The sequence below is a fragment of the Enorma phocaeensis genome, from assembly GCF_016901575.1.
GTDB classification, from domain to species: domain Bacteria; phylum Actinomycetota; class Coriobacteriia; order Coriobacteriales; family Coriobacteriaceae; genus Limicola; species Limicola phocaeensis_A.
The window spans coordinates 361,105-383,195 of record NZ_JACJKQ010000001.1; the positions used below are offsets into that span (position 1 = coordinate 361,105).

16 protein-coding genes and 3 tRNA genes are annotated in these 22,091 nt (G+C 64.5%); 5 read left to right on the plus strand and 14 right to left on the minus strand.

Features of this window, described 5'->3' with window-relative positions; all coding sequences use genetic code 11:
• Positions 1-33: 33 nt before the first annotated feature.
• The 11 genes from H6A15_RS01590 to H6A15_RS01640 form a co-directional block, all read right to left on the minus strand.
• Positions 34-1,272 (minus strand): hypothetical protein, encoded by a 1,239-nt coding sequence (locus H6A15_RS01590; RefSeq protein WP_204671755.1) that lies wholly within the window; start codon positions 1,270-1,272, stop codon positions 34-36.
• 261 nt (positions 1,273-1,533) lie between these two features.
• Positions 1,534-2,130, minus strand: a complete 597-nt coding sequence (locus H6A15_RS01595; RefSeq protein WP_342635783.1) for a 5-formyltetrahydrofolate cyclo-ligase — start codon at positions 2,128-2,130, stop codon at positions 1,534-1,536.
• A gap of 166 nt (positions 2,131-2,296) precedes the next feature.
• Positions 2,297-4,996: a valine--tRNA ligase gene (locus H6A15_RS01600; protein ID WP_204671773.1), complete on the minus strand. Its 2,700-nt coding sequence runs from the start codon at positions 4,994-4,996 to the stop codon at positions 2,297-2,299.
• Positions 4,997-5,164: 168 nt separating this feature from the next.
• A complete protein-coding gene (locus H6A15_RS01605) occupies positions 5,165-5,998 on the minus strand; it encodes an MBL fold metallo-hydrolase (protein ID WP_204671775.1) in 834 nt (277 codons plus the stop codon).
• A gap of 289 nt (positions 5,999-6,287) precedes the next feature.
• Positions 6,288-7,718 carry an ATP-dependent Clp protease ATP-binding subunit ClpX gene (clpX, locus tag H6A15_RS01610; protein WP_204671777.1) on the minus strand — a complete coding sequence of 477 codons (1,431 nt, stop codon included), beginning with the start codon at positions 7,716-7,718 and terminating at the stop codon, positions 6,288-6,290.
• Positions 7,718-8,341 carry an ATP-dependent Clp protease proteolytic subunit gene (locus H6A15_RS01615; protein WP_204671779.1) on the minus strand — a complete coding sequence of 208 codons (624 nt, stop codon included), beginning with the start codon at positions 8,339-8,341 and terminating at the stop codon, positions 7,718-7,720. Before H6A15_RS01615 ends, clpX begins: the two co-directional genes overlap by 1 nt.
• 129 nt (positions 8,342-8,470) lie before the next feature.
• Entirely contained in the window at positions 8,471-9,769 is a 1,299-nt protein-coding gene (gene tig, locus H6A15_RS01620; protein ID WP_204671781.1) for a trigger factor, read from the minus strand.
• Positions 9,770-9,901: 132 nt separating this feature from the next.
• A tRNA-Leu gene (locus H6A15_RS01625) sits at positions 9,902-9,985 on the minus strand.
• Between the two features lie 127 nt (positions 9,986-10,112).
• Positions 10,113-12,509: a xanthine dehydrogenase family protein molybdopterin-binding subunit gene (locus tag H6A15_RS01630; protein ID WP_204671789.1), complete on the minus strand. Its 2,397-nt coding sequence runs from the start codon at positions 12,507-12,509 to the stop codon at positions 10,113-10,115.
• Entirely contained in the window at positions 12,510-13,016 is a 507-nt protein-coding gene (locus H6A15_RS01635) for a (2Fe-2S)-binding protein (RefSeq protein ID WP_204671791.1), read from the minus strand.
• On the minus strand, positions 13,013-13,918 hold the full coding sequence (locus tag H6A15_RS01640) for an FAD binding domain-containing protein (RefSeq protein ID WP_204671801.1): 906 nt from the start codon (positions 13,916-13,918) through the stop codon (positions 13,013-13,015). Before H6A15_RS01640 ends, H6A15_RS01635 begins: the two co-directional genes overlap by 4 nt.
• 390 nt (positions 13,919-14,308) lie before the next feature.
• Here H6A15_RS01640 and H6A15_RS01645 point away from each other — a divergent pair, with 390 nt between their 5' ends.
• Positions 14,309-15,367, plus strand: a complete 1,059-nt coding sequence (locus tag H6A15_RS01645; RefSeq protein ID WP_204671802.1) for a hypothetical protein — start codon at positions 14,309-14,311, stop codon at positions 15,365-15,367.
• A gap of 380 nt (positions 15,368-15,747) precedes the next feature.
• Here H6A15_RS01645 and H6A15_RS01650 read toward each other — a convergent pair whose 3' ends face one another.
• Entirely contained in the window at positions 15,748-15,915 is a 168-nt protein-coding gene (locus H6A15_RS01650; protein WP_204671804.1) for a hypothetical protein, read from the minus strand.
• Positions 15,916-16,107: 192 nt separating this feature from the next.
• The gene (gene gdhA, locus H6A15_RS01655) at positions 16,108-17,439 is read right to left on the minus strand and encodes an NADP-specific glutamate dehydrogenase (RefSeq protein WP_204671806.1); all 1,332 of its coding nucleotides are present in this window, start codon (positions 17,437-17,439) and stop codon (positions 16,108-16,110) included.
• A 305-nt stretch (positions 17,440-17,744) separates the two neighbouring features.
• Here gdhA and H6A15_RS01660 point away from each other — a divergent pair, with 305 nt between their 5' ends.
• From H6A15_RS01660 to H6A15_RS01675, 4 genes are all read left to right on the plus strand, one after another.
• Positions 17,745-19,244 (plus strand): iron-containing alcohol dehydrogenase, encoded by a 1,500-nt coding sequence (locus tag H6A15_RS01660; protein ID WP_204671808.1) that lies wholly within the window; start codon positions 17,745-17,747, stop codon positions 19,242-19,244.
• Positions 19,231-20,601 carry an aldehyde dehydrogenase gene (locus H6A15_RS01665; protein WP_204671810.1) on the plus strand — a complete coding sequence of 457 codons (1,371 nt, stop codon included), beginning with the start codon at positions 19,231-19,233 and terminating at the stop codon, positions 20,599-20,601. Before H6A15_RS01660 ends, H6A15_RS01665 begins: the two co-directional genes overlap by 14 nt.
• Before the next feature lie 586 nt (positions 20,602-21,187).
• Positions 21,188-21,264: transfer RNA gene (locus H6A15_RS01670), tRNA-Pro, on the plus strand.
• Between the two features lie 4 nt (positions 21,265-21,268).
• A tRNA-Gly gene (locus tag H6A15_RS01675) sits at positions 21,269-21,342 on the plus strand.
• A gap of 378 nt (positions 21,343-21,720) precedes the next feature.
• On the opposite strand, the gene H6A15_RS01680 is transcribed toward H6A15_RS01675, so the two are convergent.
• Entirely contained in the window at positions 21,721-21,894 is a 174-nt protein-coding gene (locus H6A15_RS01680; RefSeq protein ID WP_204671812.1) for a hypothetical protein, read from the minus strand.
• Between the last annotated feature and the right edge of the window lie 197 nt (positions 21,895-22,091).

Sequence of the window (22,091 nt, forward strand, 5' to 3'; positions counted from 1 at the left end):
GGGGCGTGCCCTGCCGTGGTCACGGCAGGGCCGCTACTCGCTTTGCTCGCGCTCCGCCTGCTCGCGAAGGAACCGCTTGAGCGCCGCCTCTGATTTATCGGTGCGCATGGTCTCCATGAGCGACACGATCGTATCGGTATAGGGCCAATAGCGCTTGCCAAACGGAGCATGGCCTTCGAGCCATACGAGCTCGCTCGCCTGCACGTCCTCAGCGCGCTTCACCATGTCGGGCAGCGCGTCGACATAGGCGGACATCCATGCCCGCAGATGGTCCCATTCCCGAGCGTTCAGCTGTGCAAACGCGTCTTCAAACGGAACGCCTTCAAGCGATTCCACCTCGAAGGTCTCGTCGCGCGACGCCACGTCGCGGCACACGAGCTCGATGGTCGCGCGCTCCGCCTCTTCAACCGCGCGGCAGGCTTCCTGACGAGGCTCCTCGAAGGGTGCCCGCAGCTCTGCCTCACGCGACGCCGCCTCCTCGTCGAGGCGCTTCGTCTCGCGCTCTCGCAGCTCGACGCGGCTCTTTGCATCAGATATCTTGCCGTCGATGAGCTCGAGCTCGTCTTTCATGCGGCGTCCCTTGAACAGCCACCCGCGGGGGCGCGTCCAAGGCCGCGCGTACGCAAGCGCGACGGCGACGAGCCACGTGACGGCAAGCAGCGCGCGAAGTTCGACCGCGACGGGCACAAACGCCAGGCCTGCGGCACCGGCAACCCCGACAATGGCATAGGCGGCCTTATGTCCACCCTGTGCTGCGGATTTTCCCTCGCGGGCAGCAGCCTCGAGATACATCTGCTCCGGATGAGCCCTGCGCTCTTCGAGCTCTTGGATGCTGGCACGGTCCTCGGCGTTTGCGGCGGCATAGGAGGCCATCGTCGAGAGCGCCTTGGCATGGGACTCGTCTGCATCGACCGCCGCCTGCGCCTGCGCATCAAGGTCTTCCAGTCGCGCCATCCAAGCCGCGCGCTTCTTGAGCAGGACGTCCAGACCGGATAGTCCAGACCAGTCCTCGCCCTCAAGCCACCAGCCCCAAGGGGCGTCGTCGTCTTGGCCTTGTAAATGAACGGCTGCCGTACCCAACGCATCAACGAGCGCATGGCGGTCAAACGAGGCAGACTCCGGCATGCCGGTCATGGGGAGGCGCCGGTCGGCGTCAGTGAGCGACTCCAAGTCGATGGGTGGACGCGTCTTGAGCAGCGTAAGTTCTCGCTCGCCCGCGCAATAGGCAGCCCAGTGCTTTTGGAACTCCCGCATCTCCTCCAGGTTTGCCATGGCATCCCCCATCGATAGGTCGGCATCTCGTTTTCGGTTCAGGTCTTCTGCCGTCTCTCCATACTACCGCGAAATCTCACACCCCGCGGAGACTTCACGGCAAGCGGCCGGGTCTCCCCTGGCCTTTGGCCCGTCATTGCGCCTCGGACACCCCATGGCCGTGGGAGAAGCCCTGAGCGGGCGTCCAGCGTCCACCCGAAATGACCAAGACCGGCCCTCACCCAGGCACACACTGCCCAGCTCTCGACGCCCCTGACCATCTCAACTGCCCACGCGCACAAGACCTATTTCCGAGACGACTTGATTAACGGGAACGTCATAGGGACCGACCGCGCCTTCGTCAGCAAGGCTCGCGAGGAGCTGGGCTCGCCGACAAAGACCTATGGAGGAGCCCGGAAACTCGGCAAGAAACCTGTCGTAGTAGCCACCGCCATAGCCGAGCCGATACCCAGTCTCATCGAACGCGAGTCCGGGTACGAGCGCGACCGGATGGACGTAATCCGAGGGGGCTGCAAGCGTCGAAGGGTCCGCAGGGGGCTCGTCGATTCCAAAGGAGTTTCGAACGAGCCCATCGAGCCCACGAACCCCATGCCAGGCGAGCTCCCGCAAGCCCGGGACGCAGCGCGGCAAGGCGACGGCGACGCCTTCAGAAAGGAGCGCTCGAACCAGCGAGCGCGTATCGACCTCAGAACCAAACGAGAGGTACGTAAACACGGCGTCTACATCACGCGCGCGCAACAACCCCATGACACGCATCCGGATGGTCTCATCCGCCTGCAAACGCTCGGAAGCGGGAATCGCGTCACGGACGGTCTTCATGCGGGCCCTCAGCCGAGTTTTGCCGCTATGAAGTTCCACGGACAGCCCCCTCAGCCCATCGCTTTGAAATCACCAAAGGTGGCCACGCCACAAAGCGAGCGGTCGCCCCGAATCCAATCGGAGCGACCGCGCATATAGCAACCGGGCCACATTCCCTCAGAACGAGAACGACACGGGCGCTTTGCCCCTGGACCTCGCTCGAGGACTATGCGAAGTCTGCGAGCTGGGCGGTCAGGGCCTCGATCTCGGCGCGCAGCTCCTCGGCGCGCTCGCGCTTCTTGGCCACGACCTCGGGAGCAGCCTTGGCGACGAAGCCCTCGTTCGCAAGCGTCTTCTCGGCGCCGGCAAGCTCCTTCTCATCCTTGGCGATCGCCTTCTCGATGCGCGCCTTCTCGGCAGCGAAGTCGACGAGGTCGCCCACGATGACATACGCGTTGAAGTCGGGGCCTGCGAGCGCGATGGAACCCTCGGGTTTGCCGGCAAACTCGTCGTCGTGCGTGAGCGTCAGTGTGCCCACGCGCGCGAAGTCGCGGATGAAGGCGGTCATATCGGCAAGCGCCTCGCAGACGTCGGCACTGTGCCCGCACACCACGACATCCAGCTCCTCCTTGGGACTGATGCGGTAGCGGGCGCGCGTGGAGCGCACGTCGGTCACCACGGCGCGCGTGAGCTCGAAGGCGCGCTCGGCCGGCTCGTCGATCCAGCGCTCGTAGTCAGCCGGCTCGGGCCAGGCGGCGACCATGAGGGCCTCGGCGCGCTCGCCGTCCATGTCGAGGAAGCTCGCGGGCATGACGTCCCAGATGGCCTCGGTCACGAACGGCATGAGCGGATGCATGAGACGAAGGCTCGTGTCGAGCACGAAGATGAGGTTGCGCTGGGCCTGCAGGCGAGCGCCCTCATCCTTCAGGCGCGACTTCGTGACCTCGACGTACCAGTCGCAGACCTCGTTCCAGAAGAACGCCTGAACCGAGCGGGCGACGTCGCCGAACGTATAGCCCTCGATGCCTTCGGTCACGCCCTTCACGGTCTTGGCCAGGCGGCTGAACATCCAGGCGTCCGCGGCGGTCTCGGCCACAGGCTCGCCGGCGGTATAGCCATCCATGTTCATGAGCAGGAAGCGGCTCGCGTTCCAGATCTTGGTGACGAACGACTTTGCCTGCTCGGTGCGCGGGCTGCCCTTGAACTCATGCGTCTTCTTGTCGATGTCGGCGTCAAACTTCACGTCCTGGTTGTTGGTGAAGAGGCTCAGCAGGTTGAAGCGCATGGCGTCGGCGCCGTACATGTCCATGAGATCCATGGGATCCACGCCGTTGCCCTTGGACTTGGACATGCGGCTGCCGTCCTTGGCGAGGATCGTCGGATAGATGACGACGTCATGGAACGGCTCCTCGCCCAGGAAGTACTCGGAGCTCATGATCATGCGCGCGACCCACAGCGCGATGATGTCGCGAGCCGTGACGAGGGCGGTCGTGGGATGATGCCCCTCGAGCCGCTCGGGATGCTGCGGCCAGCCCTGCGTGGCGAAAGTCCACAGCTGGCTCGAGAACCAGGTGTCGAGCACGTTCTCGTCCTGGTGCACATGGTGTCCGCCGCACTTGGGGCACACGTCGGTATCCTCCATGAGGGCGTCCTCCCATCCGCAGTCCTCACAGTAGAAGACCGGGATGCGATGCCCCCACCACAGCTGACGCGAGATGCACCAGTCCTTGAGGTTCTCCATCCAGGTGAGGTAGCTCTGCTTCCAGCGATCGGCGTTGAAGCGCACGCGGCCGGACTCGACGGCCTCGACCGCAGGGCCCTTGAGCTTATCCACGGCGACGAACCACTGCTCAGAAAGCCAGGGCTCAAGCGTGGTATCGCAGCGATAGCAATGCATGACGGAGTGCTCGTGGTCTTCGATGTGATCGAGCAGTCCGTGCTCCTCGAACCATGCCACGACCTTCTCGCGGCATTCGTCGCGCGTCAGGCCGGAGAACTCGCCGTAGCCGTCCACAACGACCGCATGCTCGTCGAAGATATTGATCTGCGGCAGGTCGTGAGCCTGGCCCATGGCGTAGTCGTTGGGGTCGTGAGCAGGCGTGACCTTGACGAAGCCCGAGCCAAAGCCCGCGTCGACATGCCAGTCCTCGAAGATGGGGATCTCGCGGTCGACGATGGGAAGCTTGACGGTCTTGCCCACGAACGCCGCCTTCTCGGGATCTTTGGGCGAGACGGCAACGCCGGTGTCGCCGAGCATGGTCTCGGGGCGGGTGGTGGCGACGACGATGTAGTCCTGGCCGTTCACGGGCTCGGTCAGCGGGTAGCGGAGATGCCACAGGTGACCCGCCTCGGTCTTATACTCCGCCTCGTCGTCAGAGATGGCGGTCGTGCAGCTCGGGCACCAGTTGACGATGCGCTTGCCGCGATAGATGAGGCCGTCGTGGTACCAATCGCAGAAGACGCGGCGAACGGCCTCGGCGTAGTCGTCATCCATGGTGAAGCGCTCGTGCTCGAAATCGACCGAGCAGCCCATGCGCTTGATCTGCTCCTTGATGGTGCCGCCGTACTCATGCGTCCAGTCCCAGCACGCGTCGAGGAAGGCCTCGCGACCCATCTCGAGACGGTTCTTGCCCTCGCTCTTGAGCTTCTTGTCCACCTTGGTCTGCGTTGCGATGCCCGCGTGGTCGGTGCCCAAGATCCACTGCGTGGAGCGGCCGCGCATGCGCGCCTCGCGGACGATGGCGTCTTGGATGGAGTCATCGAGCGCATGGCCCATGTGAAGCTTGCCGGTCACGTTGGGCGGCGGAATCACGACCGTGCAGTCGCCCTTGCCCGCACGGCGCTGGTAATACCCGCCGTCGAGCCATTTCTGCAAAATCTTGGGCTCGTTCTCAGACGGGTCATATGTCTTGGGCATCTCTTCCATGAAAGGCTTCCTCTCGGGAATCGGTTGTCGAGGTTGCAAGCATGTTTCAGTGTTCGAGGTTACCACGAATGTCGGCCGTCGGCATAGCGCAGGCGCCGCGAAACGGGACAGGTACATATCGGGCCGCCCCTGTGCCACCCTTAGGGGACAGGCATCCTTCACGGATCATCAGACCTCTCGCACGCTGCCGCAGCCGAGGTATTCGATGCGGGGCCCCATGACATCTCGCATGAGCGAAAAGGACGGAATCCCCGTGCAGTGGAAGGTGCAGACCTTCGTCTTGCGCCTTGCAAACTCGCGGGCGAGTTCTAACGTCGCAGCCTCGCCCTCGGTGGTGCCTCCCGACGGATTGGTGAGATGCAGCCCTGCGACCACGACGTCGATTGGGGCGCCGGCGAGACTCTCGGCGCAGTCCATGATGTTGAGGATTCCCGCATGGGAACAGCCCGCCACAAGGATGTTGCGGCCCCCTTCGCAGACCAGAAGGCTCTGCTCGTGGATGAAGTCATCATGCTGAAAGCCCTCGCCCCGCCGAACATAGAGCTTGCTGTTGGAAGCGGGCATGGGATGGGGCCGCTTCGGACAGGAGAAGAGCCTGAGGCCGCCGCCCAGGTCGACGTCCCCGGCAACGACGCGCACCTGTGGCTCATCTCTCAGGGCGCCGTCAAGCCCGATGTCGTGATGGCGGCCAGGCGATCCCGACACGTGCCGCCCAAAGGCGCCTTGCCGCACAAAGACCGGTGCCTTGGCTGCGCGGTCGCGCGAAGCCTCGATGAAGGCGCCTAGGCCGCCGCCGTGGTCGTAGTGGCCATGGGAGATGACGGCAGCATCGGCCGAAAGCACATCGACGCCCAAAGCGTGGGCGTTGCGCAAGAAGGAGCCGTCGGGCCCCATGTCAAAGAGGACGCGGCGCTCCCCCGCTTCCAGCAACAGGCTCAGACCGTGCTTTGCGATGAGCCTGCTAGACGGCGTGGCGTTCTCGAGCAAGACGGTGACCTTCATGAACTCCCCCTCCGAAGCAGCAGCCCCATACGACGCAGGGACGCGAAGCGCCCGAGCTCGCTATGAAAGACTATAGCGCGCAGCAGGGGTCGACGCCGTCGGCGGCCCTGTCGCCCGCGTGTCCGCGATGCGCTCCAACCATGCGGCGAATGTGTTGCTGGGGACGCGGGCGCCGCATATACGGCAAGTGCCCCAGCCGCACCGAAGCGGCTGGGGCACCATGAAAGACGTCGCCATGCGCAAGCAACCGGAAGCGCCCGCACGGAAAGGCGGCACGCGCCCGCTCCCCTTATGCTGCAGAAAGCACGCGGCGGGGCTCCTCTTCGCCCCGGACGGCGGCGGCGGTCACCACGACCTTCTCGACGCCCTGCTCGCTCGGCAGGTCGAACATGGTCTTCTGCAGCAGCTGCTCGCAGATGGAACGCAGGCCGCGCGCGCCCGTCTTGCGCTCGAGCGCCAGATGCGCGATCTCGTGGAGCGCCTCGGGCTCGAACTCGAGGTCGCAGTCCTCGAGCTGGAACATGCGGCGGTACTGCTTCACGATGGCGTTGCGCGGCTCGGTGAGGATCGAGACGAGGTCGTCCTCGGTGAGTGCGCAGGTCTCGGTGATCACCGGCGTACGGCCGATGAACTCGGGGATCATGCCAAACGCGTTAAGGTCCTGAGGCAACACCTGGCGGAGCAGGTCGTTCTCGTCGGTCGACGTGGGGCCAGCGATCTCGGAGTTGAAGCCCACGCCCTTGTTGCCGACGCGGTCGGCGATGATCTTGTCGAGTCCCACGAAGGCGCCGCCGCAGATAAACAGGATGTTCGTCGTGTCGATCTGCAAAAGCTCCTGCTGAGGATGCTTGCGCCCGCCGGTGGGAGGCACGCTTGCGACGGTTCCCTCGAGAATCTTCAGCAGCGCCTGCTGCACGCCCTCGCCCGAGACGTCGCGCGTGATGGACAGGTTCTCCGCCTTGCGGGCGACCTTGTCGATCTCGTCGATGTAGATGATGCCGACCTGCGCGCGCTCAATGTCGCCGTCGGCGGCATTGATGAGCTTGAGCAGGATGTTCTCGACATCCTCACCCACGTAGCCCGCCTCGGTAAGCGCGGTGGCGTCCGCGATGGCAAAGGGCACCTCGAGGATACGGGCGAGCGTCTGGGCAAGCAGGGTCTTGCCGGTACCCGTGGGACCCAGCAGCAAGATGTTCGACTTGGCGAGCTCGACATCCGAAAGGTCGTCCGGGCCCGCAGCGTGCTTACCGATAGGCAGGCGCCCGTCCGCGCCGTCGGACTCGTCGCGAGCCCCCTCGGCAGCGCCGCCCTCGAGCACGCGGCGATAGTGGTTGTACACCGCCACCGACATGGCGCGCTTGGCGTCCTCCTGGCCCATCACGTACTGCGAGAGCTCGTCGTAGATCTCGTGCGGCGTGGGGACGCGATCGATGACCTGCTTGCCGTGATGGCCGTCATCGTCGGCCTCGTCGAGCTCAGCGAGCTGCGAACCCTGAAGGCCAAACGAATCGAGCATGTCGGAGAAGTCTCCGCCGCCGGCCATGAAGTCGTTAGCAAGAGACTCCTCGAGGATATCGACGCAGGCGGCGACGCACTCGTCGCAGATAAAGATGTCCGTGGGACCCTTCACCAGCTTGCGGACCTGGTCCTGTTCCTTGCCGCAGAACGAGCAGCGGATGGGACCGGTGGGATACTGGTCGCCACGAGAATCGTTAGGCATTATTCGTTCCCCTTCGCTGCCTGGTTGCGGGAGGTGATCACGCGGTCGACGATGCCGTACTCAAGGGCCTCGGCGGCACGCATGTAGTGGTCACGCTCGGTGTCGCGCTCGACGCGCTCGAACGGCTGGCCGGTGGCGTCGGCGAGAATCTGGTTCAGGTTGCGGCGATTCTCTTTGATCTCGCGCGCGACGATCTCGATCTCGGTCTGCTGGCCCTGGGCGCCGCCGCTCGGCTGATGGATCATCACCATGGAGTTCGGCAGGCAGAAGCGCTTGCCCTTCGCGCCATTCGCCAAAAGCACCGCCGCCATGGAGGCGGCCATGCCCACGCAGATGGTGGAGACGTCGGGCTTGATGAAGTTCATCGTGTCCAGAATCGCAAGGCCCGAATACACCTCGCCGCCGGGGGAATTGATGTAGAGGGAGATATCCTTCTCGGCGTCCTGGCTCTCGAGGTGCAGCAGCTGGGCGATCACGAGGTTCGCCGTCACCGAGTTGATCTCCTCGCCCAGAAAGACGATGCGGTCGTTGAGCAGGCGCGAATAGATGTCGTAGCTGCGCTCGCCGCGCGGGGTCTGCTCGATGACGTACGGGACAAGGGCTGATTCAATAGTGGGTCTCATGCGATCTCCAATCTGGATGTGCATACGTACAAAGTGCGGCGGCTGGACGCAGATGCGACCCAGCCACCGCAGACATGCCGGTCAACCGGAATGATACGTACCCGAAAATCGGATGTTCACACAGTGAGCCTACTCGGCGTCCTGCTCATCCTTCTTAGCGGTCTCGTCGACCTCAGTGACCTTGGCGGTCTCGACCAGCCAGTCGCAGGCCTTGGAGCGACGAAGCGAATCGCGGATGGCGGGGATGCGACCCTCGGCGATGAACTGGGCCTTGGTGGCCTCGGGGTCGGCAACGCCGGAGCGCTGGAACTCGCCGTCGATGTCCTCCTCGGTGACCTCGATCTTAAGCTCGCGAGCGAGCGCGTCGAGGGCGAGAGACTCGCGAGCGACGTCGTCGGCCTGATGATGCAGGTCGTCGATGAACTGCTGCGAAGAGATGTGCGAAGCCTGGAGCCAGGAATCGAGCGTCATGCCGCTGGCCTGCAGGTTCTGCAGGAAGTTCTGGCCAAGCTCGGAGAAGACGGACTGGGCATAGTCGGCGTCGACCTCCTCGAGGTCCAGGCGCTCGGCGAGAGCGGCCACGGCGCGGTTCTCCTTGAGGCCGGGCAGCTGGGAAGCCTTCTCCTGCTCGATCTCGGACTTGACGGCGTCGCGCATGGCGGCGATGTCATCGAAGCCGAAGGAGGTCTTGACGAACTCGTCGGTGAGCTCGGGGAGCTTGCGGGCGCGGATGCCCTTCACGGTAACCTCGACGGCAGCCTCCTCGGCACCCTCGACCTCGGGAGTCCAAGAGATCTCCTTGGTCTCGTCGACGTTCATGCCGATGAGGCCCTCGTCGAAGGCGGCGGGCAGGTTGCCGGCGCCGACGGCGATCATGCGGGACTCGCCAGCGAGCGCCTCGGCGTTCTTGACGTTCTTGACCTCGGCGGTCACGAAGTCGCCGTTCTCGACGGCGCGGCCCTCGACATCCTCGAAGGTGGCGTGATAGCCCATGAGCATCTCGACCTGGGCGTCGATCTCGGACTCGGTGACCTCCGCGGGAGGCATCTCGATCTCGACGGGCTCGTAGGAGCTGAGCTCGACGACCTGGCGGAGCTTGAAGGTGACGGAGTAGGTATAGTCCTCGTGGTCCTTGGCGATGTCGATGTCGGCGTACTCGGGCTCGCCCACCGGGACGATGTCCAGCTCGTTCAGGACGCTAGGCTCGCTGGAGCCGATGAGCTCGTTGGTGGCCTGAGCCAGGGTGGCCTGCGCACCAAGCATGCTGTCGATGACGGGACGAGGGGCCTTGCCGGCGCGGAAGCCCGGGAAACGGTACTTCTTAGCAGCCTCGCGGTAGGCCTTCTTGATCGCGGAATCGACATCGGCGGCGGGGATGGTGACCGTCGCGACGAGCTTGCCGTCCTGCACCTCGGAAGTGATGTTCAACGTTCCTCCTCTTACAAGCCCAGCTGGTCTCAGGTGCTGGGCACACCTCATGACACAAAGCGTCGCCCCTGCGTGCCCGCCGTGAGCAGGCCGAGGGCTGACCGTGCGCGCGGACCCGGTTGCCCGGGCGCGTGGTGCGGGCGAAAGGACTCGAACCTTCACGGGAAGCCCACTGGAACCTAAATCCAGCGCGTCTACCAATTCCGCCACGCCCGCATGATGCGCACAGACTTTGCATGATAGCAGAACACGCTGATTTGCGTGCGGAAACCCATCATATGGTGCCGCGACCATGCAGCGCGCACACTTTTTGCGCGCGCCGACGCGGTCGCGGCGAGATTTCCTACTCCCCGTGAAGCACCTTCTCGGCCGTGATGGGGAGCTCGCGCACCTGATGCCCGCAGGCATGCGCCACGGCGCTCGCGATGGCGGGCGCCGGCGTGTTGATGACCACCTCTCCGATGGACTTCGCACCAAAGGGGCCGGTCGTCTCGTAGCTCGGCACGAAATCGACGCGGATGCTCGGCACGTCGAGGCGCGTGGGCAGGCGATAGGTCATGAAAGACCGCGTGCGCATGCGGCCGGCGGGGCTGTACTGGACGTCCTCGGTGAGCGCCATGCCGATGCCCTGGGCTATGCCGCCCTCGGCCTGGACCCGGGCGAGGTTGGAGTTCGCGACCGTGCCGCAGTCCACCACGCCCACATAGTCCACCACGCGCACCTCGCCGGTCGCGCGGTCGACCTCGACCTCGGCGATGCCCGCCATGAAGGGCGGAGGGGAGGCCTCGGCGCCCTGGGCGGCGTGCGCCGTGAGCGCGTCGCCCTCGCCGCCCGCGACGCATGCGTTGGCAAACGCGGCGAGGTCCGTCTCGTGCAGGGGCGCGCCTCCGTTGGGAGCCGGCACGAAGAGGCGCTCGCCGTCGAAGCACACGTCGGACGCGTCGACGCCCCACCTGCCGGCAGCGGTCAAGGCCATCTTCTCGCGAAGGGCGCGCGCGGCCTTGATCGTCGCGGCGCCGGTGATGTAGGTCGTCGAGCTTGCATAGGAGCCCGTGTCATAGGGGCTGACGTCGGTGTCGACGCCGCGCGTGACGATGCGCTCGACCGGGCACTCGAGCACCTCGGCGGCGAACTGAGCCAGAATGGTGTCGCAGCCCGTGCCCATGTCGGTCGCCCCGATCGAGAGCACGTAAAAGCCGCCCTCCTCGAGCCTCAGGTCCACCGAGCCGATATCGACGTTCAGGATGCACGAGCCCTGCATGGCGAGCGCCACGCCGAGGGCGCGGACCCGGCCCTGGCCGACCTCGCGGACCAGGCCCTTCTCGTGCCAGCCGATCATCTCCTGGGCACGACGGATGCAGCGGTCGAGCGAACAGCTGTTGAGGGTCTGCCCGTCGAACTGCGGCATGACCTCTCCTTCGCGCACGAGGTTGCGCAGCCTCAGGTCACAGGGGTCCATGCCGAGCTCGTCGGCGAGCTCGTTCACGGCGGACTCGAGCGCGAACAGGCCCTGCGTGGCGCCGTAGCCGCGATAGGCGCCCGCCGGCATGGTGTTGGTGTAGACCACCGTGAAGCCGAAACGCGTCGCGAGCGCGCGGTTGTAAAGCGGCAGCGACTTGTGGCCGGACAGGCCGACCGTGGTGGGGCCGTGCTCGCCATAGGCCCCGGTGTTGGAGAGGGTCTCGAGGTCGATCGCCACGATCGTTCCGTCGCGGCGCGCGCCCAGGCGCACGTGCATCTGCATCTCGTGGCGCGAGTTCGACGCGGTGAAGGTCTCCTCACGTGAATAGATGATCTTCACCGGTCGGCCAAGGCGCGAGGCGGCGAACGCCGCAAAGACTTCCAGGCAGCCGCTCTGCTTGGCGCCGAAACCGCCACCGATGCGGGGCTTCACCACACGCACCTGCGAGGGGGGAATCTCGAGCGCCGTGGAGATCATGCGTCGGATATGGAAGGGCACCTGCGTCGACGAGACGCACACGATGCGCCCATAGGCGTCCGTATAGGCGAAAGAGCGGAAGGTCTCCATCATGGCCTGGGCGTTTGCCTTGGTATGGTAGGTGCGGTCGATGACCACCTCTGCCTGCTCGAACGCATCGTCGAGGTCGCCAAAGGCGCTGCCGCCCTGGGCGCAGATGTTGCGCTTCCGCTCGTTGTTGATCCATCCCGCATTGACGGTGTATCCATCCTCATCGTGGACCACCACGGGGTTGTCAACCGCCTGGGTGAAGTCGAGCACGGCGGGAAGCACCTCGTAGTCGACCCTCACCAGTCGGCAGGCGCGCTCGGCAGCGCGGTCGTTTTCGGCGACGACCAACGCGACCTCGTCGCCCACGTAGCGCACCACCGGATCGAGGATGAGGCGATCATAGGGCGACGCGACGGGATTCGACTGGCCGGCAAGCGAGAAGCGCGTCTGCGGCACGTCGTGGTAGGTAAAGACCGCGACCACGCCCGGCACCTTGAGGGCGCGCGAGGTGTCGATGGACCGGATGCGCGCATGCGCATGCGGCGAGTGGACGATCTTCATGACCAGGGCGTCGGCAGGCGCGATGTCTGCGGTATAAAGCGGCTTGCCCGCAAGCAGGGCGTAGGCGTCCTTCTTGACCACGGGCTGCGAGAGGTACTTGAGGTCGCGCGTACGCTCTGGAGCGATGTCGCAGGTGGGGATTCCGGGCGCATCGCAATGGACGTCGCGCGCATCGTCGGCAGAGACTGCATGAGATCGGTTGCCGTTCATCTACGCCACCCCCTCTTTCTCAATCGAGGCATCCAGGACGGCAGCCGCCTCACGGGGCATGCCGAGATAGCGGCGAATTGCACGCATCTGGCTCATGTAGCCGGTGCAGCGACAGAGATTGCCCGCCAGATAGCGGCGCACCTCGTCTTCGGTGGGAACGCGACCGGCGAGTTCGCGCTCAAACGCGAGCACCGTCATGATGAGGCCGGGCGAGCAGAAGCCGCACTGCTCGGCGCCCTCCTCCGCCATGCACACGGCAAAGGCATGGGACTCGCGCTGCAGCCCCTCGAGCGTGGTGACGTCGTGGCCGTCGACGCGGGCCGCGATGACCGAGCAGCTCAGCGTCGGCACGCCGTCGACCCAGACGGTGCACAGGCCGCAGTCGCTCGTCTCGCATCCGCATTTCACGCTCATGCACCCCTGAGACCTCAGCAGCTCGAACAGCGAGGTGTCTGGCACGATATCGCACCCCACGCGCTTGCCGTTGAGCACAAACGAGATGTTCATCGCGCCCCCTCCCCCATCTCTGGCCGATCTGCCGCAGCGGAGGCAGCGCCCTGCAAAGACGCAGCGCCGCATGCCGCCTCGATTGCCCGGCGCACCAGAACCGGCGCGACCTCTCGGCGATATGCGCCGCTCGCGAGCATATTGTTCGAATAGACGAGCCCTTCCGCCGCAGAGCATGCGGCGGCGACCTCTTCTGGCGTCGGATCGAAGGAGATGGACGGCGTCGCAGGCTTTGCCTCGATGCCGCCGCCCGCCGACGCGCCCGCGACGAGGCGGGGCCTTCCGGGCCGCGCGCCCACCGCAACACGCCAGCCGCGCTCCGTGCGCGCGGCGCAGGCATTGATGAGCGGAAAGTCGGTTGCCTGGCGACGCACCGCCTGATAGCTAGCGCGCACAGGGCAAGCCGGGACGATCACGTGCGTAAGCACGTCGCGGCAAGGGGCGGTATCCAGCAAGAACGCCTCGATGGAGGTGCGCCCGCCCCCGACGAACTCAAGGTCGGCTCCAAGTGCGAGCAGCAGCAGGCACACGTCAGAAAAGCCGAAGCGGCCGCACACGCTGCCGCCCACGGTGACGAGATTTCTAAACTGTACGCCCACGATGTCGCGCACCGCGCACGACGCCGCCCCATCCGTGGCATCCGCGACGCGTCCGTCGCGCTCGAACGTGCCGAGCGTGACATACGCACCGATTCTTAGCGCCCGTCCAAAAACCGGGTCATCGGACACTTCGTCGATTGCGTCAAGGCCGCAATCGGTCAGGTCGATCACGGTGCCGACGGGACGCGTCGAGAGGCGCATCCACCCTCCACCGCCGACTATCCTGCTTCCCCTTTTGCTGCATAGCAGCTCATAGGCCTCCTGCGGACTCTTTGCCCGCACGTAAGTGCCAAATCTGAGCACGACGTTCTCCCCTCTTGCCGGCTCGTTACCAGAGCTTCAATGTAGCAAATCTTTTACGAGTGACGAGGGCCGCCGCGCCTATACATAAAGAGCGCAGCTCGCATGCGGCACGACGCCATGTGGCGAAGGACTCGGCCTGCGGGCGCGGCGCCCCGTCGGCACCTCACGCCGCATGCTCGCGACGCCAGGGCAGAACGCCTCGAGAAGCCAGAGCGCGGTGGCGGCGGCACTCTTGGACGGTTCTCCCAAATCTTGCAGCCATCTTCCCCAAATCTTTCCCCGTTTTAATCATTTCCGCAGGTAGATTCCACTTACCGACAAGATTGACCACAGGCGGCAAAGTATCGCCGCATCCCTCCCAAACCCATCGCGGCAAGATAGGGTGTCACCATGGAAGGAACGCCGAGACATACCGTCATCGTTTCCCACGGGTCGGCCCTGAGGGCAGTGCGCGTGGCTCGAAGGCGCTACGCCCGCCTCCCGTGGCGGCCGCTGGGCCTGATCGAGCAACGCCGCGTGCTCGCGGCATCTGCGCCCAACCGTGGCGACATCGATATGGGCCTGCTCTATCGGGAGGGCCTGTGGGACTCCGAACACCCCGAGACTCCCATCGAGGTGCTCGTCACGCATCGCAACCAGACGCGACATCGTCCCGGCCTTCGCTGCCACGTCTGCTCCTCGGCGCTTCCCGCCGGAAGCATCCTGGAGATCGCTCCGGGAATCTACTCGGTGTCTCCCGCCCTGATGCTCGCACAGTACGCGCGCAGCCATGACTTTCCCGAAGTGGTCGCGCTCGCATTCGAGCTATGCGGGACCTTTTCCCTCAAGGAGTCCCACGTTCCGGGAGAAATCTGTTTCGACCCCTCCGACCATGAGCGTGAGAGCGGCTATTTCGAATCCGACCCCGCCATCCATGCGAAAGAGCTTGGGCGCCAGCTCGAAGGCCTTGCGGGCATCGGAAACGCGAAGCTTGCCCTTCGCGCCGCGCGCCACACGCTGGACGGAGCCCGGTCTCCCGGTGAGGCGATCATGGCGTCCCTGTTCCACCTACCATTTGCTGCGGGCGGATTTGCAATACGCGCCATGCGGCTCAACCATAAGGTCCCCTTTTCTAGAGAAGCCCGGGCGATCTCCGGCATGCCCTATGCCGTTTGCGACGCATACGTTCCCGAATCGCACACGACACTCGAATACAACGGCGCATACCACGACCTCTCGTCCTCGAGAATCCATGATGAGAGACGGACTTCCGGCCTGAAAGCGATGGGAATCACCACAGATGCCCTGAACCGAATCCAACTCGCCGACATCGACGCGCTGGAAGCGGAGGCGATACAGCTCTACCGTCGTGCAGGAGCGCGATACCAGAACCGCGCACGCGCGCATCGAGTAAAGCAGGTAGAGCTGCTCAACGGTTTACGACGCGCCTTCGGCTGGCCAGAATGCTGAGATGCAATCGGTTTGGCCTGGACACTCGGCCTGCCGGCGGCACGGCATGCCCGGCAAGACCCCGCCACGAGCCAACTTTAGGCGGCCACAACTGAGAATATGCATGGACGGACGCGCGTGGCAGCGGCTTTCTGTCCGCAAAGAGGCAAAAGTGTGCAAAAAATCGATTTGTCGGTTGTTTCTCTCGTGCGCCCAAGCCATGCATAAAGAAAAGCGCAGGAAACTATTAGGACCTTCTCCTAATAGAATGAGTATTGCGTCTGCATACAGTCCAAGCTTGACCGACAAATCGATTTTTTGCACAGAACGGGGTCCCCTCGAGCAGAAAACTTCCGAGCTCATCGATCTCAAGTCGTTTTTTATACAAGTCTCTACGGATTTTATTCATTTCTCGTCGGCAGCGCGTGCAGAATGCTCCGGAAGCGTCGCTCGAAAGAGGCGAGACGCATGACATCGTCCAACACGGCGGCAAGGTATGCAGCTTTTTGCGACCGAAGCCTAAAGGTGCGCTGCCAAACGATCAGATACGCCGCATCCAGCACGAACATCAGCCCTGAAGCCGACAAGCGGCATGCGGAAACCGCATGTCATCACCAAGCCGCGCCCCTTGAAAGCCGACCGCCTGGAATCGCAAGGAAAGAAACGAAAACTGCCCGCGGCGGAAACCCGCCGCGGGCAGTCGAAGATCTAAAACGCCGGGGCGCAGCCCCTTCCCAGAGAAAGATCCCCGCGCGCTTTCGCTAGCAAACGCCCTGAGCCATCATGGCGTCGGCAACCTTCAGGAAGCCGGCGATGTTGGCACCGAAGACCAGGTTGCCCTCATGGCCGTACTCCTTCGCAGCGGAGCTGGCCGCCTCGTAGATGCTTGCCATGATGCCCTTGAGCTTGCCGTCGACCTCTTCGAACGTCCACGAGAGGTGCTCGGCGTTCTGGCTCATCTCAAGACCGGAAACCGCGACGCCGCCGGCGTTGGCAGCCTTGCCGGGCGCAAAGAACACGCCGTTGTCGATGAGGTAGGTGGTCGCATCGGCAGTGGTGGGCATGTTGGCGCCCTCGACCACGTACTTGCAGCCGTTGGCGACGAGCGCCTGCGCGCCCTCAAGCGGCAGCTCGTTCTGCGTGGCGCACGGCATGGCGATGTCGCAGGCCTCGTTCCAGGGGCGCTCGCCCTCGTGGTAGACGGCGGACGGACGAGCAGCAACGTACTCGGTCAGGCGAGCGCGGCGGACCTCCTTGACGTCCTTGAGCAAAGCGACGTCGATGCCCTCCGGGTCATACACATAGCCGTTGGAATCCGAAACCGTGACGACCTTCGCGCCAAGCTCCTCCGCCTTCTCCGCAGCGTAGATCGCGACGTTGCCCGCACCAGAGATGACAACCGTCTTGCCGGCAAGCTCCTCGCCCTTCTCGGCGAGCATGTGGGTGAGGAAATAGACCGCGCCGTAACCGGTGGCCTCGGTGCGCGCCAGAGAGCCGCCGAACGTGAGGCCCTTGCCGGTGAGCACGCCAGACCACTCGTTGCGCAGGCGCTTGTACTGGCCAAACATATAGCCGATCTCGCGGGCGCCGGTTCCGATGTCGCCGGCGGGGACGTCGGTGTTGGGCCCGATGTGGCGGCAGAGCTCGGTCATGAAGGACTGGCAGAACGCCATGACCTCGCGATCGGACTTGCCCTTCGGGTCGAAATCGGAGCCGCCCTTGCCGCCGCCCATGGGCAGCGTGGTGAGGCTGTTCTTGAAGATCTGCTCGAAGCCAAGGAACTTCAGGATGGACAGGTTGACACTGGGATGCAGGCGCAGTCCGCCCTTGTAGGGTCCGATTGCAGAGTTGAACTCAATGCGGTAGCCGCGGTTCACCTGAACCTTGCCCTCATCGTCGACCCAGGGCACGCGGAACATGATGATGCGCTCAGGCTCGACCAGGCGCTCGAGAAGCGAAGCCTGCTCGTACTCCGGATGCGCCTCGACAGCCGGCTCGATGGTCTCGAGGACCTCGGTGGCAGCCTGGAGGAACTCGGGCTGGTCGGCATAGCGCTCACGCAGCTCGGCAATGACCTTCTGGGTATAGCTCATATTCTCTCCTAACCTCAGGAACGTGCCGCGGGTGCGGCAGGGCGGCGCGCGCCGAATCCATGGCCCGCAAACGCCCCGAAAGAGTTTACGCTGTGCGCATGAACGCTTGGAGAAGAAGCCCTGTAGAAACGTACATGCAACAACGTAGAAACAAAGGCCGGGGGCGATTGTAGCACCCGGCGCTCCAGGCGACGGCGCACTCCCGTCACACCCCCTCCATCTTTAGAGATTGACGATTTACCTAATATCGTCAATGTTCTATCCTTCGTTCGCCCATACCTTGCATAACTCCTAAGGAGCCTCCATTGAATCCCGTCCGCTCTCTTTGGTGCCGCGCATACCAGACATGCTTCCGTGCCGCCATCCCGCTTCTCCCCTATCGCGAGCCCACGCCGCTCGCCACCTTTGCCGATTGCGCAGAGGTGCTTCGCGAGCACGGCGCAACCAAGGTGCTCGTGGTGACCGACAAAACGATCTCTGGGCTTGGCCTGCTCGACCCCATGCTCGCCGAGCTCGCGAAGGCGGGCATCGAGGTTGCCATATTCGACCGCGTGGTCCCCAACCCGACCATCTCGAATGTCGAGGCCGCCCGCGAACTATACCTGGCCGAGGGCTGCAAGGCCATCATCGCGTTCGGCGGCGGCTCCGCCATGGACTGCGCGAAGGCCGCGGGTGCGCGCATCGCACGCCCGCGCAAGCCCGTGGCGAAGATGCGCGGCGTGCTCAAGGTGCTAGCAAAGCTGCCGCTGCTCATCGCCGTTCCCACCACCGCGGGGACGGGCTCCGAAACCACCCTGGCCGCCGTCATCACCGACGACGAGACCCATTACAAATACCCCATCAACGACTTTGCGCTCATTCCGCGCTACGCCGTTCTCGACTACTGCACCACCCTCGACCTGCCGGCGAGCGTCACCGCGACGACCGGCATGGATGCCCTCGTGCACGCGGTCGAGGCCTATATCGGCAGGTCGACTACGCGCGATACGCGCGCCAACGCCATCCAGGCGGTGCATGAGATCCACGAATACCTCCTGCGCGCCTATCGTGACGGCCACGACGCCGTCGCTCGCGAGCATATGCTGCGCGCCGCCTACCAGGCGGGCCTTGCCTTTACCAAATCGTATGTGGGATACGTGCACGCGGTGGCCCACTCGCTGGGCGGCCAGTATGGAATTGCCCATGGCCTCGCAAATGCGGTGCTTCTCCCCCTCGTCCTCGAATCCTATGGGCCGAGCTGCGAGAGGCGCCTGGCGGACCTTGCCCGCAAGGCGGGCGTCTGCGACCATGGTGACGACCGCGACGCATCGCGCGCGTTCATCGCCTGGGTGAGGGAGATGAATGCCGCCATGCAGATCCCCTCAACCCTTGGCGGCATTCGGGATGAGGACATCCCCCTCATGGCGCGCCACGCGGACGCCGAGGGGAATCCGCTCTACCCCGTTCCCCGCCTGATGGACGCCCGAGAGCTGGAAGAGCTGTATCACCTGGTGAAGACGCCTGCCGGCCTCGATGCAGCGGCCTCCAAGCCCGCCTCGGCACCTGAGGAGAACGCCTCGTCCGCCTCCGGGGAGCACGCAACCGCCAGGGCCCAGGCCGCGTCTGCCGCACCCGTGGTCGGCCGACATCCCGAAAAGCTGGCCGCACGCGCCGACGCCGCCGAGGGGCCACGGAAGTCGGATGAGGCGCGCAAGGCGGCCGGCCCGTCTGGCGCCACGCCCGACAAAGTTGGCCATCATCCCGAAAAGCACGCCGGCAACGCCGCCCTAGAGAAGAACAGGAACCGCACCCATGTGCATCGATAAGACCGTCGCGCGATGCCGCGCGCACTTCGAGACCGGCGCCACCATTCCCGTCGACGCCCGCATCAAGGCGCTCAAGGCGCTCGAGCAGGCCATCGTCGACAGCGAGGACCGCATTAACGCGGCGCTCAAAGAAGACCTGGGGAAGTCCGCCACAGAGAGCTATATGTGCGAAGTCGGCATGACGCTCGCCGAGCTGCGCTACCAGATTCGCCACGTGAGGGCATGGGCACGCCGCCATCGCAAGCGCACCGGTCTCGCCAACTTCCATGCCACGAGCTTCACGATCGCGGAGCCCTACGGCGTGGTCCTCGTCATGTCCCCGTGGAACTACCCCTTCATGCTCACCATGGAGCCGCTGGTAGGGGCCATCGCGGCGGGAAACTGCTGCGTGGTGAAGCCGAGCGCCTACTCGCCCGCGACCTCGGCGGTGATGCGCGACCTCATCACATCGTGCCTCCCACCGGAGCTCGTCGCGGTCGTCGAGGGTGGCCGCAAAGAAAACACCGAGCTTCTCGACCAGACCTTTGACTACATCTTCTTTACCGGCGGCGTCACGGTTGGCCAGCTCGTCATGCGAAAGGCGTCCGAGCACCTCACGCCCGTCACGCTTGAGCTGGGCGGCAAGAGCCCCTGCATCATCACCGACTCCGCCGACCTGAAGCGCGCCGCCGCGCGCGTGGTCTTCGGCAAGTACCTCAACTGCGGGCAGACCTGCGTCGCGCCCGATTACATTCTGGTCGACCGCAGCGTGCACGACCGCTTCCTCGAGCTGGTGCGTGTCCAGATCAAGGCGATGCTCGGCGAGCAGCCGCTCGACAACCCGCAGTGGGGAAAGATCGTCAACGAGAAGCACTTCGCGCGTCTTCTCGGCCTCATCGACCAGAATAAGGTCGTGGTCGGAGGCGCGTCGCGCAAGGAGACCTTGCAGATTGAGCCAACGGTGATGGACGGCGTCGCCGAAGACGACCCCGTCATGGGCGAGGAGATCTTCGGCCCCATCATGCCCGTCATCCCCTACGACACCATCGAGGAGGCCGAGGCGTTCATCAAGCGGCGACCGAAGCCGCTCGCGCTCTACCTGTTCACCAAGGACCGTGCGCTCGAAGACCGGTTTCTCGAGCATGTCCCCTTTGGCGGCGGGTGCATCAACGATACCATCGTCCACCTTGCAACCAGCGAGATGGGATTCGGCGGCGTTGGCGCCTCAGGTATGGGCAGCTACCATGGCAAGAAGAGCTTCGAGACCTTCAGCCATGAGAAAAGCATCTTGAAGAAGCACCTGTGGCTCGATCTCCCCATGCGCTACCAGCCGTACACGCCTACGAAGGACAAGCTCATTCGGATGTTTTTGCGATAGGGCACGCCGCCTCAAGGTGCCGCCGCCATCGAGCGGTCTGCTCTAGGGCTGAGACGGCGAAACGCCTGGCATTGGTCAATTGACCTGTGGGCTGGGCGACAACCGTGCATCGTCGCCACCGCTATGGTCGATTCATGCGCATGCTGGGCAACACGCTCATGAATCGCCCGGCTGATGGTCGGGAGGAATGAGCCCTGGGCAGCACGCACATGGACGGATCCCTCCAATGGTCAAAGCGGGTGGCATCTGGGCAGGATCGATGCACCATGCGACGAGAATGCTCGTCAATTACCGCATCGGCCTGCCCAGGGGCGGCCCGCTTTGACCAATGGCGCCTCGGAAGCATGACCGTCCTACCCAGAGCTCGCAACGATTGACCACCGGAGAATCCGTCTGCGGTCAACCTGCCCAGAGCTCATCATGATTGACCACGATACGCGCTCGCCCGAGGTGCGCCAGCGCCAAGGCGAGCGAGCCCTTGCCTCGAAGCCTTCGCACCGAACTCCCGGTTGGACCTACATCCAAAAACTTCTTGTTGGCGGTTGCCCGATGAGGTGTTTGGCCCTATAATGCAGGTTCTGGACGTCGGGACGTGGCGCAGCTTGGTAGCGCGCCTGCTTTGGGAGCAGGATGTCGCAGGTTCAAATCCTGTCGTCCCGACCATATTGCGGGCGTAGTTCAATGGTAGAACCTCAGCCTTCCAAGCTGATGACGCGGGTTCGATTCCCGTCGCCCGCTCCAGTAGAATCGCAAGCCCGGCATCCCCGTGATGCCGGGCTTTTTTTAATATGAGAAAGCCATTGTCAAGCGGCATGACGCGGCAGGTCCGGAAATTCCGTTCCGGACCTGCTCTTATTCCAGCCGGTCGGGCCCGCGCGGATGCTCGTTAGTCGTCGCTCGCCTGGCAAGCTAATATCCGCGGGCTCAGTGGCGCGGCATGCGGGGTATGTCGCCGCGCGCTACCGCATTTCGACTCTCCGTCCGGGACCGTCGGCCGAGGGCCTGAAGTCTCTGTTCTCGGGCGCGGCCGTCTGGCTGCCCATAAAAAAGGCTCGTGAGCCGGTCCCGGCGATGCGTCGAGGCGCGGGCCCTCCCGGCGGGAAGGCTATCGGCGGGCGGTCACGAGATCGTGCCCTCGGCCCGGCACCCTATCTCCCAGACCCAGCACGCGAGCTCGCGCGCCACCGCCACGTTGGCCACGCACGGCCTCTTGCCGGCGGCGCGCAGCGCCTCGTGCCTGCGGCAGAGCCGGGCGGTCGCCTCGTCGCACCGGCGCTTGACCGCGGGCGGCACGGAGGAGCCCCTCGGCGCCCCCTTCGGCTTCGGCGAGCAGGTCTGGAAGTGCCACGCCGCCTCGACCAGCGCGCGCCTCGAGGCTGTTATTGCTAATCTGAGTTTCACCGTTTAGACCAACGGGTCGCGCCGAATCCGCCAACGCATCCCCGCCGATCTCGCCAACGTATTTTCACCGTTTCCGCCAACGGGCGTAC